The sequence below is a fragment of the Methylobacter sp. BBA5.1 genome (assembly GCF_000746145.1).
GTDB lineage: Bacteria > Pseudomonadota > Gammaproteobacteria > Methylococcales > Methylomonadaceae > Methylobacter > Methylobacter marinus.
The window spans coordinates 49154-71666 of record NZ_JQKS01000027.1; the positions used below are offsets into that span (position 1 = coordinate 49154).

Here is a 22513-nt window from a genome sequence, read left to right on the forward strand (position 1 = left end):
GCTAGAGCCCTTTCAGGGCAATAGCACAGTATTTCGCGGCGTTTTGCTGTTATCTGTTTCCGGATAATCCAGTGTGTAATGCAGTCCCCGGCTTTCCTTGCGCTGTTGGGCACAGCGAATGATCAACTCGGCGACGATGACCAGATTGCGCAATTCCAGTAAATCGCTGGTCACGCGAAAGTTGCTATAGTATTCGGCAATTTCTTTTTTCAGCAACTGCACACGATTCATTGCCCTGTTTAAACGTTTGTCAGTTCGGACAATTCCCACATAATCCCACATGAAGTGGCGCAGTTCGTCCCAGTTATGGGACACCACAACTTCTTCATCCGAATCACTGACTTGTGACTCATCCCAGTCGGGAATATGCGGAGGAGAGGGGATAGCGGGTAGTTTCCGTAAAATATCCTCACTGGCGCGGTTTGCAAAAACCAGGCATTCCAGCAGCGAGTTGCTGGCCATGCGATTAGCGCCGTGCAGGCCTGTGCAGGCGACCTCTCCTATGGCATAGAGATTGGCAATGTCGGTACGCGCATGGCTGTCCGTTAACACACCGCCGCAGGTATAGTGCGCGGCAGGCACGACCGGAATGGGCTGTTTGGTGATATCAATATCAAATTCAAGACAGCGTTGATAAATTGTAGGGAAGTGCTCGCGGATGAATTGTTCCGATTTATGGCTGATGTCGAGGTATACACAATCAATACCGCGTTTTTTAATTTCGTGGTCTATGGCTCTGGCAACAATATCGCGTGGCGCCAGTTCGCCTCTGGGATCGAAATTCTCCATAAAAGACGAGCCGTCCGGCAGAATCAGCTTGCCACCTTCGCCTCTTACCGCCTCACTGATCAGGAAAGAGCGGGCCTGGGGATGATAGAGGCAGGTCGGGTGAAATTGCATGAATTCCATGTTGCTGACGCGGCAGCCCGCGCGCCAGGCCAATGCAATGCCGTCGCCGGTCGAGCTTTGCGGATTCGTGCTGTAAAGGTAAACTTTATTGGCGCCGCCAGTTGCCAGAACGACGACTCGCGCGGAGATTGTCTTGACCTGGTGGGTCTGGGTGTCCAATACATAGGCGCCTATCACGCGCTTGGCGGAAGCGGCGGAGTCGGGTGCCGTGATTAAATCGACGGCATTATGATATTCAAATAATTGGATATTTGCATGTTCTTTGGCGCGCTCGATCAATGACAGCGACACTGCTTTACCTGTGGCATCATTGGTATGTACAATACGCCGGTGAGAATGGCCGCCTTCCCGGTTTAAATGGAGTTTTGTTTCGCCGGCCAGCGTTTGTTCTTCCGTAAATAATACGCCTTGCTGGCGTAACCAATCTATAGAGCTTTTGCCGTGGGTAACGGTAAGTCTTACAATTTCAGGGTTGCAGAGTCCTGCTCCTGCATCCAGTGTATCTTCAATATGTGATTCAATTGAATCCTCGGCATCGAAGACCGCGGAGATGCCGCCTTGGGCATAATAGGTACTGCCGGATGTCAGGGCAAGTTTTGAAAGGACAGCAACTCGCGTGGAATGCTCGGCCAATTTTAGCGCTAGACTTAGGCCGGCGCCGCCGCTACCAATAATAAGGACATCATAATTTGTGGAATAAGGCATAAAAGAAGCTGTCATTAATGTAAAGAAAAATATTTTACTGTTCTAAGGTTACGGTAAATTAGCCCACTGACTATTAATTATGGATAATAAAGCTTTTTAGGGTGATAGCAATTTTTTTGTATCAAGAGAACTAATGCGGTTTAATTCTGTCTATTTCAACAATTAAAGAGCTGTAGTGAACAATCAAACAAGGACAAGCGAACAACTAGATAAAGAGCTGGTGTTGCGTGTGCAGCAGGGCGACAAGTCTGCGTATGATCTTTTGGTGATTAAATATCAGCATAAGATCATTCAGCTGGTGAATCGCTATGTCAAAGATCCAAGCGAAGCTCAAGATGTGGCTCAGGAGGCTTTTATTAAAGCCTATCGCGCATTAGGGAATTTTAGAGGCGACAGCGCTTTCTATACCTGGCTATATCGCATCGCTATTAATACAGCAAAGAATTACCTTGTGTCCCGGTCAAGAAGAAGCTTTGATTATCAGGTCGATATACAGGATGCGGAACAAATTGAAAATGTACCTCAATTACAGGGCATGGAAACGCCGGAAAGACTCTTATTAAATCAGGAAATAGTTGAGGTCATCAAAGCAGCAATTGATAAGTTACCTGAGGAAATGCGCACAGCCATCATGCTGCGGGAATTCGAGGGAATGAGTTATGAAGAAATTGCTGTGGCAATGGATTGCCCCGTTGGTACGGTGCGATCACGCATTTTTAGAGCGCGTGAGGCAATCGATAATAAATTAAACCCCTTGCTCGATTAAACGGTGATTTTCGATGCATGAAGATTTAGATCAAAAAATTTCTCAATTCCTTGATAATGAGCTTAGTGCTGACGAAGCTTTGAATCTATTACAAAAATTACAGCAGCACCCTGAGTTGAAAGACAAGATGAGTCGTTACGCTACAATAAGTCATGCGCTGAAAACTGACCTGTATACACCTTCAAGACCTGACTTTGTCGACCGAATCCGTCAGGAAATCCAACACGAACCCGTCTATATGTTACCGCAACACAAAAAGTTTAAGCGGAGCCATAAAATCAGCGCAATAGCGGCATCTATCGCCGCTATTGCCGTAATAGTGAGCCAAAGCGTGAATTACCGTGCAGGACAATACCCCGCCCCGCCAATCGAGGTGGCTCAGACGGAACTGCCGGAACCGCCAGCGGATTCGGCTGTTTATATGGATCAAGCTGAGCGGTATCCGGTAAATACACGATTTAATGATTATCTTCAGGCACACAACGGCAGTGTTTATACCAATGGCGAGGTGAATTTTCGATCCTTTGCCAGTGTAACTGTTTACAATCAGGAATAATTAAAGTGGTAAAACGTTTTTTTCTTGTGTTGCTTCTATCAACAAGAACAGTTTTCGCGGCAGATCTTGAACTCAATGCTCGGCAGGCATTAACAAAAATGACTCACGCTATGCGGGTCTTGAACTATCAAGGCACTGTGGCGTTTTTAAGAAACGGCAAGCTGGAGACCATGAAATATTTCCACGCGGCCGAAGAAGGTATTGAGCAGGAGCGTCTGTTATCGTTGAATTCCCCCTTGCGCGAAATTATCAGGGATGCCGATAAAGTCAGCTGTTTATTCAAGTCCACACAACAAGTTGTGGTCGATCATCGGCCTGTAGGGCGTTCATTCCTGGTCGATTTGCCTCAAAATCTGGATGAGCTGAGTGCTATTTATGATTTCGAGATTGTAGGCGAGGAGAATGTGGCTATGTTGCCGGCCTATGTTGTTGCTATTCAGCCCAAGGACGATTTCAGGTATGTCAGGAAAATATGGATAGAGCAACAACAATTTCTGCCCCTTAAAGTTGCCGTATATGATCTTTCGGACACCATTCTGGAGCAGGTTGTTTTTACGGATTTACAGGTCAAGGAAACGCTGCCTTTTGTCGAAGTCAAATTCGGAGAAGCCTCCGGAGCAGTGAAGCACATCCATCAGTTACAGTCTCAGGCCTCGGATAAGGCGGCTTTTGTTATAAACAGTCTGCCAACGGGCTTCCAGGAAATATTTTTTACTCGCCGACCCATGCATAATTCCAATCAGCCGGTTGACCATCTGTTATTGAGTGACGGTTTTGCCGCGGTTTCGATTTATATGGAAAATAAAAACACAACCATGCAGCAGGGTCTTCAAGCGGTGGGTGCGATTAATTCTTATAGTCGAACCATTGATGATTGGCAACTTACGGTGATGGGCGAAGTGCCTGCAAAAACGGTTAAATTTATTGCCGAGGGTATCAAGCTTCGACCCTCGAATAACTAATATAAATTACGGTTATGCGCCAATTATAAACGGTAATTATTTTTACAAATATCATCGATGCCTTCATCTTCAAACATAGATTGGTATTTTGCGGAAATCAACAAGCCCCATCCATTCGGCGGTTGTTCCGGAAAATGCCTAATAGCTGCATAAAACAGTCATCTATTTCCATACCGGCCCCGAGTACTGCGCAGTTGCAAAATAGCGGCGACAGAGGTGCTATATTAGAGCTTCGGTATTATTCTGATAAAAAGTGTTATTTTTGCAGGCGCTGGCAGTGAGGCAATTTTACCGCCCGCTTCTAAGCCCGAATACAGGTGCGCGACATTAACCTGTTTTTATTTTCAGTGATGAGGCTGATTTTTATGGATAAAAGGTCTGTAATTAACGATGTATTTTGTAAAAGTTATTGGTTTCTTAATTTATAAGCTATTCATTATCAATAGTTGGAAGTGGAGTTTTTATGCTCAATAAACTTATTTGGTCTTTTTTTCTGATTCTGTTCTTTAATCAAAATGCCCTCGCGCAATTGCCGGATTTTACCGGGATGGTAAAAAAGAATGGTGTGGCTGTCGTTAATATCAGTACGACCCAGAAGGCGCCGGAGGTCGATGATTTGTCGCAAGGACCGCAACTGCCCGAAGGTATTCCACCCGAAATGGAGGAATTGTTCAGGCACTTTTTCAATGGCCAGGGGGGCGGTTATATACCCAGGGAGACTAAATCCTTAGGCTCGGGCTTTATTATTTCTCAAGACGGTTATGTATTAACCAATCATCACGTCGTAAAGGACGCGGATGAGATTGTGGTTAAACTGTCCGACCGGCGCGAATTGCTGGCTAAGCTGATCGGTTCCGACGCGCGTACCGACGTGGCTGTCTTGAAAGTTGAAGCCACAAATTTGCCGACGGTTGATATCGGGGATCCCAATCAGTTGCAAGTCGGCGAGTGGGTTTTGGCTATCGGTTCGCCTTTTGGATTCGAGCAGTCCGTGACCGCCGGTATAGTCAGCGCCAAGGGCCGCAGTTTGCCGGGGGGGAATTATGTGCCGTTTATACAAACGGATGTTGCGATCAATCCAGGAAATTCAGGCGGACCGCTTTTCAATATGGATGGCAAAGTCGTCGGGATAAATTCCCAGATTTATAGCCGTACCGGGGGCTTTATGGGGCTTTCGTTCGCGATTCCCATGGATATCGTTAGCAATGTTGTCGATCAGATAAAGTCCAGCGGAAAAGTGGCTCGTGGTTGGCTGGGCGTGCAAATTCAGGATGTGACCCGCGAGTTGGCAGAATCATTCGGCATGAAAAGGCCGCAAGGGGCCTTGGTGTCCAAAGTGATTGCCGGCAGTCCTTCAGAAAAAGCCGGTTTACAGATTGGCGATATTATTACCGAGTTTAATGGCCAACGGATTGAAACATCCGGCGAATTGCCGCCTATGGTAGGAATGTCGCCTATCGATGAGAAGGCAACGGTTAAAATTATCCGGCAGGGCGAGACTAAAACGCTGACTGTGACAGTGGGGCTTTTGCCGGAAGAAAGCGAGACGCTGGCTGAAACCAAAATGGAAGAGAAGCCGGACAATCGCCTGGGCATCACTGTCGTTGACCTGACTAATGAGCAAAGAGAGCAATTACAGGTGATTCAAAACGGTGTCCTGGTACGCAATGTCGTAAAAGGCCCGGGCAGGGATGCGGGAATCCAGCGCGGCGATGTGATTTTGCGGATTCAGAATAATATCATCCGCGATGTGGCTGATTTTGATAAAATAGTCAAAAATCTTCCAGCCGGTAAATCAATCGCTGTATTGATTCAGCGTCAAGGTAGTCCGGTCTTTTTGGCACTTAAAATAGAAAAATAACACGTGGATTTAAAGCACATAAGAAACTTCTCCATTATTGCGCACATTGATCATGGCAAGTCGACGCTTGCGGACCGCTTCATTCAGATATGCGGCGGTCTGACCAACCGGGAAATGTCGGCGCAAGTGCTCGATTCAATGGATATTGAGAGAGAGCGGGGAATTACCATTAAGGCGCAGAGCGTTACGCTCGACTATAAGGCCAAGGATGGCGAAACCTATCAGCTTAACTTCATTGATACGCCGGGACATGTTGATTTTTCCTATGAGGTCTCTCGATCGCTGGCAGCCTGCGAAGGCGCGCTGCTAGTGGTCGACGCGGCGCAAGGCGTTGAAGCGCAGAGCGTTGCCAACTGTTACACGGCGATAGAACAGGGACTGGAAGTGCTCCCGGTTCTGAATAAGATAGATTTGCCTTCCGCCGAGCCTGAGCGGGTGATCACGGAAATAGAGGATGTAATCGGCATTCCGGCCGATGATGCGCCGAAGATCAGCGCCAAGACGGGTTTGGGCGTGGAGGCGGTGCTTGAGCAGTTGGTGGCCAGGATTCCTGCGCCAGAAGGCAATCCGGACGGGCCGCTGCAGGCTTTGATCATCGATTCCTGGTTTGATAGTTATCTGGGCGTGGTTTCTTTAGTCAGAATTGTCCACGGCAGTATCCATAGAAAGCAGAAGATTACCATCATGTCGACCGGCAAATCCTTCATTGCTGAAAAAGTCGGCGTCTTTACCCCCAAGCGCCTTGAGAAGGAGCGTCTGAACACCGGCGAAGTAGGTTTCGTCGTTGCGGGTATCAAAGATATTTTCGGAGCGCCGGTCGGGGATACAATTACCTGGACCGACAAACCGGCAGCGGAACAATTGACTGGTTTTCAGCGCGTTCAGCCTCGGGTTTTTGCCGGTCTTTATCCGGTCAGTTCCGATCACTACGAAGATCTGCGTGAAGCACTGAAAAAACTGAATCTGAATGATGCGGCGTTGCAGTTTGAACCGGAAACATCGCAAGCGCTGGGTTTTGGTTTTCGTTGCGGCTTTCTCGGCATGCTGCATATGGAGATTGTGCAGGAGCGACTGGAAAGGGAATACGATGTCGATCTGATTACCACGGCGCCTACGGTGGTGTATGAGGTCATTACTCATAATGATCAGGTACTGATGGTTGATAACCCGGCTAATTTGCCCGATATCGGGACTATCAAGGAGATCAGGGAGCCGATTATCCGGGCCAATATTCTGGTGCCGCAGGATTATCTGGGCGCCGTGATCACGCTGTGTATAGAAAAGCGCGGCGTACAGAAAGATATGCAATTTGTCGGCAGGCAGGTGTCGCTGCATTATGAAATGCCGCTGAGCGAAGTCGTACTGGATTTCTTTGATCGTCTAAAGTCGGTCAGCCGCGGATTTGCCTCATTTGATTATGAGTTCCTGCGTTTTCAGCAAGCGTCACTGGTTAAGCTGGACGTATTGATTAACGCGGATAAGGTCGATGCCTTATCGATCATTGTGCATCGCGATCAAAGTCAGAATCGGGGGCGTGATCTGGTTGAAAAGATGAAAGACCTGATTCCGCGGCAAATGTACGAAGTTGCGATACAAGCCGCCATCGGCTCCAAAATCATCGCCAGATCGACTGTTAAGGCCATGCGTAAAAATGTCACGGCCAAGTGCTACGGCGGGGATATTACCCGTAAGAAAAAATTATTGGAAAAACAAAAAGCAGGTAAGAAACGGATGAAACAGGTGGGCAATATTGAGATTCCTCAAGAGGCATTCCTGGCTGTCTTGCAGCTTAATAAAGAATAACTCAGAATTTTTCACCTTTACTACGCAGAACACTATGGACTTCGATTTTTCCTTTTTTCTTTTGGTCGCCACTATCGTCACGGGCGTAATTTGGGGCGGTTATCTTTTGGTACGCAAGCATAAGGCAGATGTTTCCGCTGAAGAAAAAGAACCTTTAATTGTTGAGTATGCGCGTTCTTTTTTTCCTATCGTATTGATCGTTTTGTTGTTGCGATCGTTTCTTGCCGAGCCTTTCCGTATTCCCTCGGGGTCCATGATGCCGACATTGCTGATCGGCGATTTTATTCTGGTGAATAAATTCACTTACGGCATACGTTTGCCGGTCATCAATAAAAAAGTGATTGAACTGAATGAGCCCCAACGGGGCGATATCGTTGTGTTTCGCTATCCTAAGGAACCATCCGTCGATTATATAAAGCGTGTAGTGGGATTGCCGGGGGACAAGGTTGCTTATTACAATAAAAAATTGTATATCAATGATGTGCCTGTCAACCAGGTGTCGTTAGGACCTTATCAAGGCATAGGTCAGGGGCAGGAGATGACCGGAGCCGAGCATCGGCTGGAAAAATTGGCCGACATCGAACACAGCATTCTGATTAGAAACGGGGCGCCGACGGTCGAAGGTGTTTTTGTTGTACCGGCAGGAAGCTATTTTGTTATGGGCGATAATCGGGATAACAGCAATGATAGCCGTTATTGGGGCGTTGTTCCGGAAGAGAATCTGGTGGGTAAGGCGTTTTTTATCTGGATGAGTTGGGATTGGCAGCATAAAGGCGTAGGTCTTGATCGGATTGGCACTGTGCTGAAATAAACTACACTTATCCTGATAATTGTATTAATCGTCTGGAGGAAATATGAATCTACCGCCTAAACATCAACAAGGGCTTACATTGATCTCAATGGCTTTCATTCTGGGCCTGATCGCTTTTTTTGTTTTATTGGTGCTAAAAATTGCACCGATATACATAGATCACAGCAAAGTGGTTAATGCCCTGGCCGCGATTGAAGCGACTACGGATATCGAAACCAAAAGCGAACACGAAGTCAGAGCCAGCCTGGATAAACGCTTCAACATGAATTATGTCTATGATGTGACCAAGGATGATATAAAGGTCACTAAGCATGGCAATTATCTGAAAGTGGAAATTGAATATGAGACTATTGTGAAAATTTTCGGCAATCTCAGCGTGTTAGCCGAATTCTATGATGTTATTGAGGTTGGTAAGGAGTGATACGGAAGCCTGTCGTATTATGTAGAAAGCTCGGCTTGGTATTTAACAATCCTCAGCTTTTTACCAGGGCTTTAACCCATCGAAGCGCCGGGGCTCAAAATAACGAGCGCCTGGAATTTTTAGGTGATTCAATACTGGGTTTTGTCATTGCCCAAAAGCTATATGAACTGTTCCCTGATGCCAGCGAAGGCGTATTAAGCCGGTTGAGAGCCAGTCTGGTCAATCAGGGGTCGCTGGCGGAGTTGGCCAGAAAGCATCAGATTGGCGACTATTTGCTGCTGGGTTCGGGCGAATTGAAGAGCGGCGGTTTTCGCCGTGATTCCATTTTATCCGATGCCTTGGAAGCCATTATGGGGGCGCTGTTCATCGACCAGGGCATAGAAGCCTGCCAGAATTGGATACTGGAGTTATTTGCGGAAAAACTGGCGAACTTATCATTGCATAACTGGCAGAAAGATCCCAAAACCCAGTTGCAGGAATTGATGCAGTCAAAAAAGATGGAACTGCCCGAATATGTTTTGCTGACAACTTCCGGGCTCGCACACGAGCAAACGTTTAAAGTTAAATGCACAATCCCGTTAATTGCCGAAGCTTGTATCGGCACAGGGATATCCCGAAAAAGAGCAGAGCAGGCGGCAGCTGAAAAAATGCTCGAATTACTGAGTAAAGACAATAAATGAACTGCGGTTACGTAGCGCTGATTGGGCGCCCCAATGTCGGCAAATCCACGTTGATGAATCATTTGCTGAAACAAAAGATCAGCATTACATCGCGCAAACCACAAACTACCCGGCATCGAATTCTGGGTATCAACACGACGGAAGCCGGTCAAGCCATCTACATGGACACGCCGGGCATGCATGACAGCGAAAAGAGAGCGCTGAACCGGTATCTGAACCGTACCGCCGATACCACGCTGCTGGGTGTCGATGTGGTTGTCTGGTTGATCGACGGCCTGTCCTGGCATGAGTATGACGAAGTCATCTTCAAAAAGCTTGAACAGGCCGGTTTGCCGGTTATTCTGGCCGTCAACAAAGTCGACAAGGTCAAGGACAAGGATACGATTCTGGCTTTCTTCGCCGAGGCGCGGCACCGGTTTCCGTTTGAGCAGATGGTTCCCATTTCCGCATTGAAAGGCACAAATCTCGAGCAGCTTGAAAATGCAGTGATGCAGTTGCTGCCGGAAGGCGGGCTGATTTATCCCGAAGATCAAATCACCGATCGCCCCGAGCGTTTTCTGTGCGCGGAAATTGTCAGGGAGAAGCTGACGCGAAGACTGGGTGACGAATTGCCTTATGCGTTAACGGTCGAGATCGAACGTTATGAAGAGCAGCCTGAAATTACCAAAATCTATGCCATCATATGGGTGGAGCGGTCCACTCAAAAAAATATCGTCATCGGCAAGGCGGGAGAAATGCTGAAGAAAGTCGGCACCGATGCCCGGCACGATATCGAGAAGCTGATCGGCCAGAAAGTTTACTTACAGCTTTGGGTCAAGGTTAAAAAAGGCTGGTCGGATAATGAGCGCGCGCTGCAAAACTTAGGGTTTAATGACTGAAACAGCGGTTTATCTGCAGCCTGCTTTTATTCTGCAACACCGCAAATACCGGGAAACCAGCCTGATCATTGATGTACTGACCCGGGATTTCGGCAGGCTTTCCCTGGTGGCAAAAGGCGTAAAAAAATCGAAGTCCAAAACAGCCGGGGTGCTGCAGCCGTTTATCCCGTTACTCATTTCCTATCTCGGTAAGGCGGAATTGAAAACGCTGACGGATGTCGAAATCGCTCAGCCTTTGATGCAGTTGAAGGGGCTTGCTTTCTATTGCGGTTTTTATGTTAACGAGTTGATCAGTCGCTTTTTGCATAAGTACGATCCGCATCCTGAAGTCTTTGCGGATTACCAGGAATGCCTGTCCCGCTTATCGAGCGGTTCGGACATAGAAGCGGCGCTACGGATATTTGAACTCAATCTTATGGATCATATCGGTTACGGACTGCAGTTGGAATATGATGTCAACGGAGCCTCAATCACCCCGTTAAAGCATTACGCATTCAATGTGCGGCACGGTTTTGTCGAGGCCGTGGATGGATGTTTTTCCGGGAAAGCGCTGCTGGCGATAAAATCCAGGGCATTCACCGATCCTCTCGTGTTGAGTGAAGCGAAAATGCTGATGAGAACAGTCATTGATACACATCTGCAAGGTAAGCCGCTTAAAAGCCGAACGGTTATCAATAAAATATCAAGCACGTTAAAAAATGAATAAAAACTTAATTTTGTTAGGCGTCAATATCGATCATGTCGCTACTTTAAGACAGGCGCGAGGCACGATTTACCCGGAACCGGTCCAGGCCGCATTGGTAGCCGAACAGGCCGGGGCCGACAGTATTACCGCGCACTTGCGCGAGGATCGCCGCCACATTCAGGACAGGGATATCTTTCTATTGAAGGATATGATTCATACCCGGCTGAACATGGAAATGGCGGTGACCGACGAGATGATCGGTATCGCGACGCAAGTCAGGCCGGCTGCCTGCTGTCTGGTACCTGAAAAGCGCGAGGAATTAACTACCGAAGGCGGCCTGGATGTGGTCGGCAATCTGCAGCGCATGCAATGGGCTTGTGAACAGTTGGCAGGGGCCGGCGTTGAAGTGTCGCTTTTTATTGATCCTGATGAAGCTCAGATCGATGCGGCGGTAAAAGCCGGGGCGCCGGTTGTGGAATTGCATACCGGGCGCTATGCCGAGGCTAAAGATGCCGCGCAGCAGGCCGAGGAATTGGCCCGCATCAGGCAGGTTGCTCGTTATGCCCATAGCGCGGGTTTACAGGTTAATGCCGGACATGGTCTGCATTTTTATAATGTAGAAGCCATCTGTGCCATCCCTGAGCTGGTCGAGCTTAATATCGGGCATTCGATTATCGCCCAGGCAGTATTCTCGGGTTTGGCTCAAACGGTTAAGGATTTGAAGCGTGTTATGCGAAATGCCAGGCAGGCGAGTTCTTATGGTGAAAAGTAAGTGAATCTGGGTTTCTATCAATTCACATCGGCAGGTTACCGAGTAATCAGGATATAGGACCGCGCCGTGGGCTAAGTATCTTTAGAATGTCCTGGATTGCGGCGGTGCTATCTTTATTAAGGGTTTGGCGATTATACATAGGATGTGCCAACGCCAGGAGGCGCATCGTGCGCGAGCGATGTGGCTCGCTCTGCGTCGCCTGCTTTTTGATCGGCACATCCTATGCAAGAATCTAATTTCAGGAAGTCATTTTTAGCCACATCCTGAACAGCCGGCGATTGCGTCCTGGCGATACGCCGGCTGTGCGTATTAAAACTGGCTTAACTCGCCTTAGTGCGAGGCATAGCCGTGTTTTTGCATGCGATAGAGCAATGTATCCCTGGAAATGCCCAGCAGTTTGGCTGATTTGCTGCGGTTGCCTTTAGTTCGGCTGAGTGCCTGATGAATCAAGTCGGCTTCCAAGGCATCCAGATGCAGGCCAATTTCAGGCAGCGTAAAGGGGGTGGCTTTGGTGTTGCGATTGTAGGCGCTGAATTCGTGCGGCAGGTTTTCCGGCTCGATGGTTTTGCCGGCTAATAAAATGCTGAGCCTCTCGCACAAGTTGCGCAATTCACGAATATTGCCGGGCCACTGGTAAGCTTTCAGGGTTTTTAGCGCCTGCTTGCTGAATTTGGGGGGGGCTATTGAATGCATGTCCGCGAAATAAGCCAGGAAATGCTTGATGAGCTGGTCAATGTCCTCGGTACGTTGCGCCAGCGGCGGCAGTTCCAGGGGTACGACATTGAGGCGGAAGTACAAATCCTGCCTGAACTCACCGGCATCAATTTGTTTGTTCAGGTCGGCGTTGGTCGCGGCAATAACACGGACATCAACTTTGTAGGGTTTAATGTCGCCTACGGCCAGACACTCTCCGGATTCCAGAAAACGCAAAAGTTTTGCCTGGATGGAGACAGGCAATGAGTTAATTTCATCTAGAAACAAGGTTCCACCATCAGCAGCCTGAAACAAACCTTGTTTATTGGCGGTGGCACCCGTAAACGAGCCTTTCTTATGGCCGAATAGTTCCGACTCGATCAGGCTTTCGGGTAATGCGGCACAATTCAGGGTAATAAAGGCTTTGCTGGCGCGAGGACTGGATTTTTGGATCGCGGTGGCCAGTACTTCCTTACCTGTACCGGTCTCACCTTTAATCAATACTGTTACATCGGTGGCAGCAACCATTTTGGCGCTACGGATTAAAGAATCTAATGCAGGAGATTGCCCAATGATCGAGTTAAAATGACCCATAGTTGCCTCTTAGTGATTTCTTAGATGTATTGTTAGTGCATAGGGGTTAAGCCATGGCATCGCGGCAATGAAAGCCAGTGCAATCATCAGCAGGCCGACAATCTGCTTGAAGTATTGCATTCTGGATAACCTTGCCAATATCCCGGTCATTATACCGACTCCCATGACGGCAGGTAAAGTTCCTAATCCGAAAAATAGCATTGTAAGGGAACTTTTAGCGATATCGCCTGTCGTTGCCGCCAGTGCCAGTCCGGAATAAACCAGGCCACAAGGCAGCCAGCCCCAGACCATGCCGAAAAGATAAGCCTGGGTGCGGTTTTTTACTGGGATGAGCTTGCGGCCAAACGGTTCTATTTTTTTCCAGATATGGGTTCCGGCTTTTTCAATATAGGCGAAACGCGGAAACCAACCCGCGATATAAAGCCCCGCACCGGTCATAATGGCGGCGGATAATAATTGCAGTAGCCGATGGCCTTGACCATGGCTGAGCGGCATGGTGAGTATTAACTGAATAATGCCCGCTAAAGCGCCGGCTATTGCGTAACTGGTAATTCGCCCGACGTTGTAATTAAGCACAAACGGAAAAAGGCGTGTCTTTTTGCTGCGGATCTCGGGGCTTAGGCTAAGTGTTAGAGTGCCGATGATTGAGCCGCACATGCCTATGCAATGCATGCTGCTGAACAGGCCCATGGTAAAAGCGACTAAATAAGAGGCATTGAAAGCAAGATCAAATTCCATAACCGATCAAATTTAACACAGAGAAGGATAGATACAAATAAACAGCGTTCAAAAATCGTTTTTCATAAATCGGTTAATTTAACTACGCAACAACGGATCGATTTGAATCTGGTTCGATTGACGGGCGGTTCTGCCGTGCTTTTTGGGTCTCATTGAGTTGATATACATTTTTCAAGCATAAATTATTAATATTATTGAAATTGGGATTGAATCTGTTGTTGAATTTTCTCGGCCATGGCCTTGCGATCCTCGGCATCGCGTATCGGGCGGCCGACAACGATGTAATCGGCTCCGTTCCGGAACGCGTCTTCGACACTGACGACCCGTTTCTGGTCGTCCTCTGCCCGGTTATCAACCGGCCGGATACCCGGCGTGATGATCAGCAAGCGATGGCCCAGTTCTGTTCTGAGCATGGGCGCTTCCAGGCCTGAGGATACGATGCCGTCGCAGCCGATCTGCAGTGCCCGCTTGGCGCGCGACAAGACCAGATCCCTGACATCGCATTTAAAGCCCAGATCATCCAGGTCGCCGCGATCGAGGCTGGTCAAGGCGGTGACCGCCAATACCTTGAGGTCGCCTTTTTCCTCGGCGGCCGCTTCCATGATCGCATCATTGCCATGAATGGTCGCCAGATCCACGCCCTTGCTGCTCAGGGCTCGGATGGCGCGGCCGACAGTGGCCGGCACATCGAAGAACTTCAGATCCACGAACACTTTCTTATTGCGCTGTTTCAGCCATTCGATAAAACCGAAATAATCACCAGACATGAACAGTTCCATGCCGACCTTGTAAAAGATCACCGAATCACCGAGCTCTTCCACGATCGCCTGCGCTTCGGGAATGCTGGGTACGTCAAGCGCCATGATCAGGCGTTCGCGGACGGGGATGGGTTTGGTTGAGAGGAATGTGCTCATAGGTTCAGGACTCGTAAAAGGCGCAAGGTAGTGTAAAGGGCGACGGATAGGTCGGCCGGCCAGTTAGTCGGGGTATATTACCGGAACTTGTTTAGGCGGGGAATGTTAAAATTGGCAAAAAACATAATAATTGACGGATTATGAACTCAACACTGATACAAATGACCTTGCTGATCGCATGCGGGGCAGGATGGCGTATTATAAAGCCTGCCGGGCTGTCGGCGGAGCAGGTCAGGCTGCCGTTGACCACGGTTGTCTATTACTTATTGCTGCCGGCCATGGTTGTGGAAGTGTTGTGGTCGGCCGATATCGGCACGCATTCGTTGCAATATACGCTGCTCGGGACAGGCTGCATTGCTTTTGCCATGATCTGCATCTGGCTGGTCGGACGCCTGTTTAAATTCGAGGACAAGCGGTTGGGGGCGATGATATTGGCGGCTGCTTTTCCCAATGTAACTTATCTGGGCTTACCGGTGCTGGAGCAGACATTCGGCAGTTGGGCGCGGTCGGTCGCGATACAGGTCGATCTGTTCGCAACGGCGCCGCTGCTGTTTACCGTGGGGATCATGATCGTGCGCCATTATGGAGAAGATCATTCGGAAGGCCGAAGGCCGGTCTTGTCTTTCTTGAACGCGCCGCCGTTTTGGGCGGCCGCCGTCGCCGTCGGCTTGAATCTTAACGGCATGGTTGCACCGGTCTGGCTGGCCGGCGTGCTGCAAAAGCTGTCCGCCGCGGTCGTGCCGCTGATGCTGTTTTCATTGGGTCTGGCATTGAGCTGGAAAGCCGTGACGGTGCGTAATTTTCCTTACGTAGTGCCGGTGGTCCTGATAAAAATGCTGTTGATGCCGCTGTTTGCGGTTGTACTGCTCGGGTATTTGAATATGGAAGAGCATCACAAAGCGCCTGCGGTTCTGGAAATGGCCATGCCGAGCATGGTGCTGGGCATCGTGTTCTGCGACCGCTATCAGCTGGACAGCTCATTGTACGCCATGGCCGTCACGGTGACCACGGCCCTGAGCCTGGTAACGCTGCCATTCTGGCATGGCCTGCTGATGGCGGGCTAAGAGGCAGGCGCGTGAAAACAAATGCAACAACAGAGTTTCTACTATGAATCCAACACTGGAAATCTTCTCGCAAGGCGAGGAAATCGTGACCGGGCAGACGGTCGATACCAATGCCGCCTGGCTGTCCCAACAGGCCGTGCAAATGGGCTTTACCGTAACGCGGCATACAGCCGTAGGCGATAATCTGGATGACCTGACCGCACTGCTGCGAGAAATCGCGGAGCGCGCGGACTGCTGCATTTGTACCGGCGGCCTCGGTCCCACCAGCGACGACCTGACCGCCGAAGCGGTAGCCCAGGCATTTGGCCTGGCGCTGGTGTTTGATGCGGTCGCCTTCGCTCAGATCAAGTGGTTTTTCGACCGGAGAAACCGGCCCATGCCCGAATCCAACCGAAAACAGGCCCTGCTGCCGGCGGGGTCCGAACGCATCGACAACGAATGGGGCACTGCGCCGGGGTTCTCGTTACGGCACGGACGCTGCTGGTTTGCATTCATACCCGGCGTGCCGTCTGAAATGCGTCATTTGTTTCTGGAAAAAATCAGGCCGGCACTGGCGAACCGGTTCGCTTTTCAGCCCCGCCGGCTCGTGACGATAAGAACGGTAGGCATCGGCGAATCGGATATTCAGCAGCGCATGGCGGCGGTCACCATCCCCGCCCTGGTCCAGCTGGGTTTTCGTGCCGGCATGGACGATGTCCAAACCAAGCTATTGTTTCCTTATGGTTATCCGGAAACTGCAATGGTCGCTTTAGTGTCCAAGATTGTTGAACAAATAGGCGATGCGGTTTTCGGCATTGACGGCCTAAGTGAAGCCGAAGGCGACCTGGTAGCGGTGATTGACCGCCTGATGGCCGGCAGGCATGCCACGTTGGCCGTGATAGAAACAGCCAGCCAAGGCTTGCTGGCGGCCAAGTGCATCGGCATGCCATGGCTGCTTGGCGCGTGCTTCGAGCGGTCGCTAAACACTCTGGGGCAACGCTTTGCCGTACCTGTCCAGCATGATGACCTGATGGCGACGGCAAAGACCCTCGCTGGCGCCGTGCAAAAGTCCGGCGCGGCCGATTTGGCGCTGGTACAGCTTTATGCCGGCGATGACGGTATATTTCACGATAAGGATCAGCCCATTGTTCTATATAATGTGCTGTTGGCCCCGGACGGATTTCATCAATCAACACAGACGGTGGCCGGTCCCATCAAACGCAAGCAAAACCAGGCGGCGTTGCTGGCGCTGGATTTATTACGACGCTATTTACAACACAAAGAAATTTAACATGCCTTTATTACGATTAACCAATATCTCCATCGCCTACGGCACCCATGCTTTATTAGAAAATGCCGACTTCCAGCTGGATGCCGGAGAAAGAGTGGGTTTGTTAGGCCGGAACGGAGAAGGCAAATCCACGTTGATGAAAATCATCGCCGGCAATGTCCATGCCGATCACGGCGACATCTGGCGACAGCCGGAATTGAAACTGGCCTGGCTGGAACAGTCGCCGGACTTGCCCGACGGCGCGACGATCTATGATGCCGTGGCCGGCGGCCTGGGTGAACTGGGGGCGTGGATTACCCGCTATCATGCGCTGTCTCTGACGATGGATTATGAAGATGCCAAGGCATTGCAGGAACTGGGCGATCTGCAGCACAAGCTGGAAGCCCATAACGGCTGGCATTTTCAGCAGCGTGTCGAGACCACACTGAGTAAACTAGACCTGCCCGGCGAGCTGAAAATCAGCGGCCTGTCCGGCGGCTGGAAGCGGCGCGTCGCCTTGGCCCGGGCCCTGGTCATAGAGCCCGAAGTGTTGTTGCTGGATGAGCCGACCAACCATCTGGACTTCGAAAGCATCACTTGGCTGGAAGAGCAAATCCTGAATTTCCAGGGTGCCGTGCTGTTCGTCACGCACGACCGCTCGTTCCTGCAGAAGCTGGCGACCCGCATCATCGATCTGGACCGCGGCAAGCTGGTTTCCTGGCAGGGCAACTATGACGATTACCTGCGCCGCAAGGCGGCCGCTCTGGAAGATGAGGCCAACCAGAATGCCGAGTTCGATAAAAAACTGGCCGAGGAGGAAACCTGGATTCGGCAGGGCATCAAAGCCCGGCGTACGCGCAACGAAGGTCGGGTCAGGGCGCTGGAACGTCTGCGTCAAGAGCGCGCCCAGCGCCGTAATGTCCAGGGTACCAGCAAACTGGCATTGGGGCGGGGCGATGCGTCCGGCAAGAAAGTCATCGAGGTCAACGACATCAGCTTTGCTTACCAGGACAGACAAGTCATCACACATTTTTCCACGCTGATCCAGCGCGGCGACAAGATCGGCCTGATCGGCCCCAATGGTGCCGGTAAATCCACGTTGCTGAAATTGCTGTTGAAACAACTGGAGCCGGATAACGGCACTGTCGAGCAGGGCACCCGGCTTGAAATCGCCTATTTTGATCAGTTGCGCGATCAGCTCGACCCCGAGATGACCGTCGCCGATACTGTCGCCGACGGCAACGACTTCGTCGAAATTGCCGGCAACAAACGGCACGTCATGTCCTATCTGGCCGATTTTCTGTTTGCCCCGGCCAGAGCCCGATCGCCGGTCAAGAGCCTGTCGGGCGGTGAAAAAAACCGCCTGCTGCTGGCGCGCCTGTTCACGAAACCGGCCAACTTGATCGTCATGGACGAACCGACCAATGACCTGGATCTGGAAACGCTGGAATTGCTGGAAGAAAAGCTGGTCAATTACGACGGTACCCTGCTGCTGGTCAGCCATGACCGCGCCTTTCTCGATAACGTCGTAACCAACGTGCTGGTGCTCGACGGCACCGGCCGCGTCGATGAATTCGTCGGCGGCTATACCGACTGGATGAATCACTGCCAGCAGGCAAAACAGGCGGAGGCGGCCAAAAAGCCGCCGGCCGTCAAACAGGAAAAACCGGCCGCGAACACCGCCGAGCGTCCCGCGGCAAAGAAAAAGCTCAGCTTCAAAGAGCAGCAGGAACTGGACCGATTGCCGGATATGATCGATGAGCTGGAAGCAAGGCAGGCGGAACTGACTCAGCAAATCAACGACGCCGATTTTTATAAAAACGATAAGGAGATCATTGCTAAGGTATTGGCTGAACTGGAAAAAACAACGCTAGAGCTGGAACAGGTTTACCAAAGATGGGATGAACTGGAAGCACTGGCCGGGTAAAAGTCATTGCAACAAAACGCAATCTCGATTATCCTTGCCGGCTTCCCGCGGTTCGTGGGTGAAAGATAGCAGGAGAGATGGCCGAGTGGTCGAAGGCGCACGCCTGGAAAGTGTGTATACGGCAACGTATCAAGGGTTCGAATCCCTTTCTCTCCGCCAACTATCGATTCAGACAGATTCAAAGAACCCGCCAAGTCAAATGATTTGGCGGGTTTTTTATTGTCCAGCGAAAAGTACCCAAAAGCATCAAATGAAATTCCCCAAGAACATTGGGCGAGAGGTTCAGAGCCAGTAGCGGAATTTATGACAGCGGAGCACTGTCGGATTCTTGACGTTTGGAATGACGAAAGCGATAGCGCGGGCGGCAATAGTGCAAGGAGGGGCAGCTCAATTGCATCGTTTGCGAAGCGTGATACGCTAGCGGTCACAGGCTATTACGCCTGAATAGTTACAAATTCCTGGCGTATTCAAAAACAGCCGGTCATCGTCAGGCCGATTGTGTTCCGGTCGGCAACATCTTGCTTCGCGCTTGATCAAAACTCAGACCGCTGATCCCGCCTTTCTGCATGGACTGCCCCAGGGAATGGGCCAGTGCCGAAGCCAGTACGCGCAAATAAAAAGGCAGTGTCGCTATGTAAACCGGCAATAGGTCATCGATGTGTTCGGCCGTGTTCAGTTTTTCATCGAAGCGTTCCCATTGCTGCGTGATTTCTGCTATGAGTGCCAGGTCGCCCCGGCATTGCCCGGACAATTCCAGGGTCCAGGTCAGGTCCGGCTGCAATTCACAGGCGCCGATAAACTGCCCGTAGTGTGAGGGAGACCATTGTTCAGGCGCGATCAGGGAAAGCCCGTAAATGCCGTCTTTCCGGTAAAGCCAGTAAGTCCGGCCGACAACCGGTTTGAATTTGATCTGGCTGTTCAGCACGAAAAGCGACGTGAACAGTTCATTGGCTATTTGCAGGATATCCTTAGCGGGCACGGCCAGGTTTTTTCTGGTCTGCATCAAGCTTTCCAGAACGGGGACGAGACCTTTGCCCTGGGGATTCGGGGATTTGGAAGTCATGGGTTTCGAATCAGTCTTACGCAATAAATTAAGACATTTTTTACCACGAAGATCACGAAGAGCACGAAGAAAAATGTGCTTCGTGGTTTTTTAATGATTCCCATCATGCCATTTAGGCTGGCTTTCGTCTGTTCTGCAGACTGTCTTTCGGCGGCACGACGATGCGCGAACAGACGGCGTTTATTTCCAGGTAGACTGCTTCGGGATTGGTCTCGTAACGCCGGGAGAAATGGAACGGCACCAGTTGCCGGACATCGGCGGCGGTTGCGATCTCGCCGCAGGCCCGCGCCGTCAGATGGCCGGTTCGGCGCGACTGTTCGCTGTCGGCTTCGAGAAAAGCAGCTTCGCAGAACAGGAAATCGGCCTTCTGGGCCAGGGCGGTCAAGGCGCTCCGGTTGGCCGCCGTATTGGCCAGATCGGTCGCGTAGACGAGTTTTTCGCCGGGCGTGACGGTCACGAGTTGGGCGCCGAGCTCTGCCGCCCGGCGACGGGTCTTGTCGGGCAATTCGATTAACGCTTCCTGATCGCCTTCGGCCAGACATTGCTTGAGCCGGTTAAGCCAGGGGCCGGCGCTCAGGCCGAGCGCCCTGAGTTCTGTCTGATCCACATTAAGCTTGGCCTTGCTCTCAAAGGCATAGGCCTGCACCGGCGTGCCATGGTCGAGCGTGATCGTGCGGACGCTGAATAGCGGTTCATCCAAGAGCAGGCCGTCGGCTATACGGATTTCCGGCAAGTCTTCGCGGCCGCCGCCTGCCTGGATGCGTATCCGCCGCAGCCGGTCGCCATGCACTTCGGCGATTTCGAAACGCGGTCCGGTGTCGCCGATGCGGTCCCAGAGAAAACCGTTGATCAAGCCCTGAACATGACCGGTCAAGCCCGGCGGGCCGAACAGCCGGCAGGCGGCAAAGTCGCCGATCCGGGAACGCAACAACCAGAGGAAACCGCCGATATGGTCGATATGAGCGTGACTGATGAAGACATCGCTGACTTGATGGGCAATGCGGGCGGGCAGCCTGCCGAAGTCGCCGAGGTCGAACAGCAGGCTCCGTTGCTGCTGGCGCAGGCGCAGATGCAGCAGCGGGTCGTCGAAAACGCCATTGACCAACACGGCGTACGCCCCGATCAGCTTGGCCACCGGACGCGGGCCGCCGCTGTAAGTAGTGGTCGGATAGGGCAGGGCATCGGTCGGCGGCAGGTATTGCAGGGCGTTGGAGGCAAACGGCTCGGCACTGCCGAGCAGGCCGTTTTGTTCGGTACGGGCGTCACGCAGCAGTAAAGCGTCGGTTGTCACTGATTCCTCCGGCAGCCGGACGCTAAGCCGCCTGTCCTGCAGGCTGATAATTTCCCCGATGGCCATGGTACGGCCGGCGTCGATGACGGCGCATTGGCGGCCCGGCCAGGCATCGGGCACGTCGACTGGGGGTGGCGCGCCGGTCAGCCGGAGGCCGGACAGGTCCAGCGTTACTTCATGGGTAGCCTCAAGGTAGGTTCGCCAGCGTTCGGTTCTTTTCCTGGCTCGGGCCTTTTTGCCGGGGCGGCGGGCTTCGGGATGGGCATGAACCGCCAGGACGCGGGCCGGCAGCGCCAATAGTTCGTTCTGCAACGGCACGGGTTTCGACTGGCGGGCCAGCATCAGCACGGTATCGATGTCCAGCAATGTCGCCATGCCGGTCAGCAGTTCCGAGCCGGCGATACCCCGGACCACGCCCGGCATGTCAATCAGCAGCAAGCCGGCCGGCGCTTGCCGGATCAACCTTGAGACTGCCGTTATCAGCGGCAGGCGGAATCGGCCCGCATCGAGCGTGCAGAGGGCCTCGAATGCCAGGATCTGCCAACCTGGCTCCCGCCACTGTCCCAGCGACACGGTGCCGGGCAGGCCGAAACCGGGGGAGCCGGGATCGGCGGCAATGCCGAAGCAGGCCAAGTCTTGCGCGGCCATGATCCGCGCCAGTGCGGCGGTCAGCGTGGATTTGCCAATGCCGGTCTCGCCGCACAGCAAAATTCGCGGCCCGCCGGACAATAGCCGGTCGGCGAGGTCGGAAGGACAATAGGGCAACAACGGCAATGAATGAGTCATGGCGATTACCTGTGCAGGATCGGTTCGACGCTATTGACAATTGGCAATGCCGCCCGTTCGGTCAGTAAGCGGTGCTGGCTGGTTTTGCTCCAGCCTTTCAATGGGTTAACCCGGATATTTCATGAAAACTACAGAGAACACAGAGAACACGAAGAAAATCATGGTATTACCAGCTCTCACCGATAACTTCATGAACTCATTATGAAATATTTGCAAGTAATTGAATTGCTAAGCCTTCGTGTGCTTCGTGTCCTTCGTGGTGAAATATTCGGGTTAACACTATTTTAAGCAACAGTCTTTAGACTCGGCGGGTTTTCTGACGAACCGCCTGGAGGATAAGTTTCAGGGCAGGAAGCCGGGCGTCATCGGCAAAGAATTTGGTAAG

The 22513-nt window shown here is 51.4% G+C and carries 20 protein-coding genes and 1 tRNA gene; 15 read left to right on the forward strand and 6 right to left on the reverse strand.

The genetic code is table 11. The features are described 5' to 3' along the window. Positions 1-12: 12 nt before the first annotated feature. On the reverse strand, positions 13-1614 hold the full coding sequence (gene nadB, locus EK22_RS16495; protein ID WP_036252733.1) for an L-aspartate oxidase: 1602 nt from the start codon (positions 1612-1614) through the stop codon (positions 13-15). Positions 1615-1789: 175 nt separating this feature from the next. Here nadB and rpoE point away from each other — a divergent pair, with 175 nt between their 5' ends. From rpoE to pdxJ, 11 genes are all read left to right on the forward strand, one after another. Next, complete coding sequence (gene rpoE / locus EK22_RS16500; protein ID WP_020157998.1) at positions 1790-2380, forward strand: RNA polymerase sigma factor RpoE; 591 nt, start codon at positions 1790-1792, stop codon at positions 2378-2380. Positions 2381-2393: 13 nt separating this feature from the next. Further along, positions 2394-2936 carry a sigma-E factor negative regulatory protein gene (locus EK22_RS16505; RefSeq protein ID WP_036252735.1) on the forward strand — a complete coding sequence of 181 codons (543 nt, stop codon included), beginning with the start codon at positions 2394-2396 and terminating at the stop codon, positions 2934-2936. 5 nt (positions 2937-2941) lie between these two features. Next, positions 2942-3898: a MucB/RseB C-terminal domain-containing protein gene (locus EK22_RS16510; RefSeq protein ID WP_235209432.1), complete on the forward strand. Its 957-nt coding sequence runs from the start codon at positions 2942-2944 to the stop codon at positions 3896-3898. A gap of 463 nt (positions 3899-4361) precedes the next feature. After that, the gene (locus EK22_RS16515; RefSeq protein WP_036252739.1) at positions 4362-5759 is read left to right on the forward strand and encodes a DegQ family serine endoprotease; all 1398 of its coding nucleotides are present in this window, start codon (positions 4362-4364) and stop codon (positions 5757-5759) included. A 3-nt stretch (positions 5760-5762) separates the two neighbouring features. Then, on the forward strand, positions 5763-7562 hold the full coding sequence (gene lepA / locus EK22_RS16520) for a translation elongation factor 4 (protein WP_036252741.1): 1800 nt from the start codon (positions 5763-5765) through the stop codon (positions 7560-7562). Positions 7563-7596: 34 nt separating this feature from the next. Beyond that, positions 7597-8373, forward strand: a complete 777-nt coding sequence (gene lepB, locus EK22_RS16525; RefSeq protein ID WP_036252743.1) for a signal peptidase I — start codon at positions 7597-7599, stop codon at positions 8371-8373. 43 nt (positions 8374-8416) lie between these two features. Then, entirely contained in the window at positions 8417-8794 is a 378-nt protein-coding gene (locus EK22_RS16530) for a DUF4845 domain-containing protein (RefSeq protein WP_027147056.1), read from the forward strand. Beyond that, positions 8791-9474 carry a ribonuclease III gene (gene rnc / locus EK22_RS16535; RefSeq protein ID WP_027147055.1) on the forward strand — a complete coding sequence of 228 codons (684 nt, stop codon included), beginning with the start codon at positions 8791-8793 and terminating at the stop codon, positions 9472-9474. Before EK22_RS16530 ends, rnc begins: the two co-directional genes overlap by 4 nt. Continuing rightward, the gene (gene era, locus EK22_RS16540) at positions 9471-10352 is read left to right on the forward strand and encodes a GTPase Era (protein ID WP_020157990.1); all 882 of its coding nucleotides are present in this window, start codon (positions 9471-9473) and stop codon (positions 10350-10352) included. The genes rnc and era overlap by 4 nt, the downstream gene beginning before the upstream one ends. Next, positions 10345-11058, forward strand: a complete 714-nt coding sequence (gene recO / locus EK22_RS16545) for a DNA repair protein RecO (RefSeq protein WP_036252745.1) — start codon at positions 10345-10347, stop codon at positions 11056-11058. Before era ends, recO begins: the two co-directional genes overlap by 8 nt. After that, a complete protein-coding gene (pdxJ, locus tag EK22_RS16550) occupies positions 11051-11809 on the forward strand; it encodes a pyridoxine 5'-phosphate synthase (protein ID WP_020157988.1) in 759 nt (252 codons plus the stop codon). Before recO ends, pdxJ begins: the two co-directional genes overlap by 8 nt. Positions 11810-12139: 330 nt before the next feature. On the opposite strand, the gene EK22_RS16555 is transcribed toward pdxJ, so the two are convergent. From EK22_RS16555 to pyrF, 3 genes are all read right to left on the reverse strand, one after another. Next, the gene (locus tag EK22_RS16555; protein ID WP_036252747.1) at positions 12140-13096 is read right to left on the reverse strand and encodes a sigma-54 interaction domain-containing protein; all 957 of its coding nucleotides are present in this window, start codon (positions 13094-13096) and stop codon (positions 12140-12142) included. A gap of 9 nt (positions 13097-13105) precedes the next feature. After that, positions 13106-13834, reverse strand: coding sequence for a sulfite exporter TauE/SafE family protein (locus tag EK22_RS16560; protein WP_020157986.1), 729 nt, complete (start codon positions 13832-13834; stop codon positions 13106-13108). Positions 13835-14025: 191 nt separating this feature from the next. Then, positions 14026-14748: an orotidine-5'-phosphate decarboxylase gene (gene pyrF, locus EK22_RS16565; RefSeq protein ID WP_020157985.1), complete on the reverse strand. Its 723-nt coding sequence runs from the start codon at positions 14746-14748 to the stop codon at positions 14026-14028. 140 nt (positions 14749-14888) lie between these two features. Between pyrF and EK22_RS16570 the strand changes: the two genes are divergently transcribed. The 4 genes from EK22_RS16570 to EK22_RS16585 all read left to right on the forward strand — a co-directional run bounded on the left by EK22_RS16570 (position 14889) and on the right by EK22_RS16585 (position 19147). Continuing rightward, on the forward strand, positions 14889-15812 hold the full coding sequence (locus EK22_RS16570) for an AEC family transporter (protein ID WP_036252749.1): 924 nt from the start codon (positions 14889-14891) through the stop codon (positions 15810-15812). A 43-nt stretch (positions 15813-15855) separates the two neighbouring features. Then, on the forward strand, positions 15856-17082 hold the full coding sequence (locus EK22_RS16575) for a competence/damage-inducible protein A (protein WP_036252751.1): 1227 nt from the start codon (positions 15856-15858) through the stop codon (positions 17080-17082). Position 17083: 1 nt separating this feature from the next. Beyond that, positions 17084-18988, forward strand: a complete 1905-nt coding sequence (locus tag EK22_RS16580; protein WP_036252753.1) for an ATP-binding cassette domain-containing protein — start codon at positions 17084-17086, stop codon at positions 18986-18988. A 71-nt stretch (positions 18989-19059) separates the two neighbouring features. Continuing rightward, a tRNA-Ser gene (locus EK22_RS16585) sits at positions 19060-19147 on the forward strand. A gap of 328 nt (positions 19148-19475) precedes the next feature. Here the strand turns inward: EK22_RS16585 and EK22_RS16595 are convergent. After that, complete coding sequence (locus tag EK22_RS16595; RefSeq protein WP_036252757.1) at positions 19476-20051, reverse strand: DUF2452 domain-containing protein; 576 nt, start codon at positions 20049-20051, stop codon at positions 19476-19478. 112 nt (positions 20052-20163) lie between these two features. Continuing rightward, positions 20164-22128 carry a Clp1/GlmU family protein gene (locus EK22_RS23265; RefSeq protein ID WP_051961936.1) on the reverse strand — a complete coding sequence of 655 codons (1965 nt, stop codon included), beginning with the start codon at positions 22126-22128 and terminating at the stop codon, positions 20164-20166. Positions 22129-22513 lie beyond the last annotated feature (385 nt).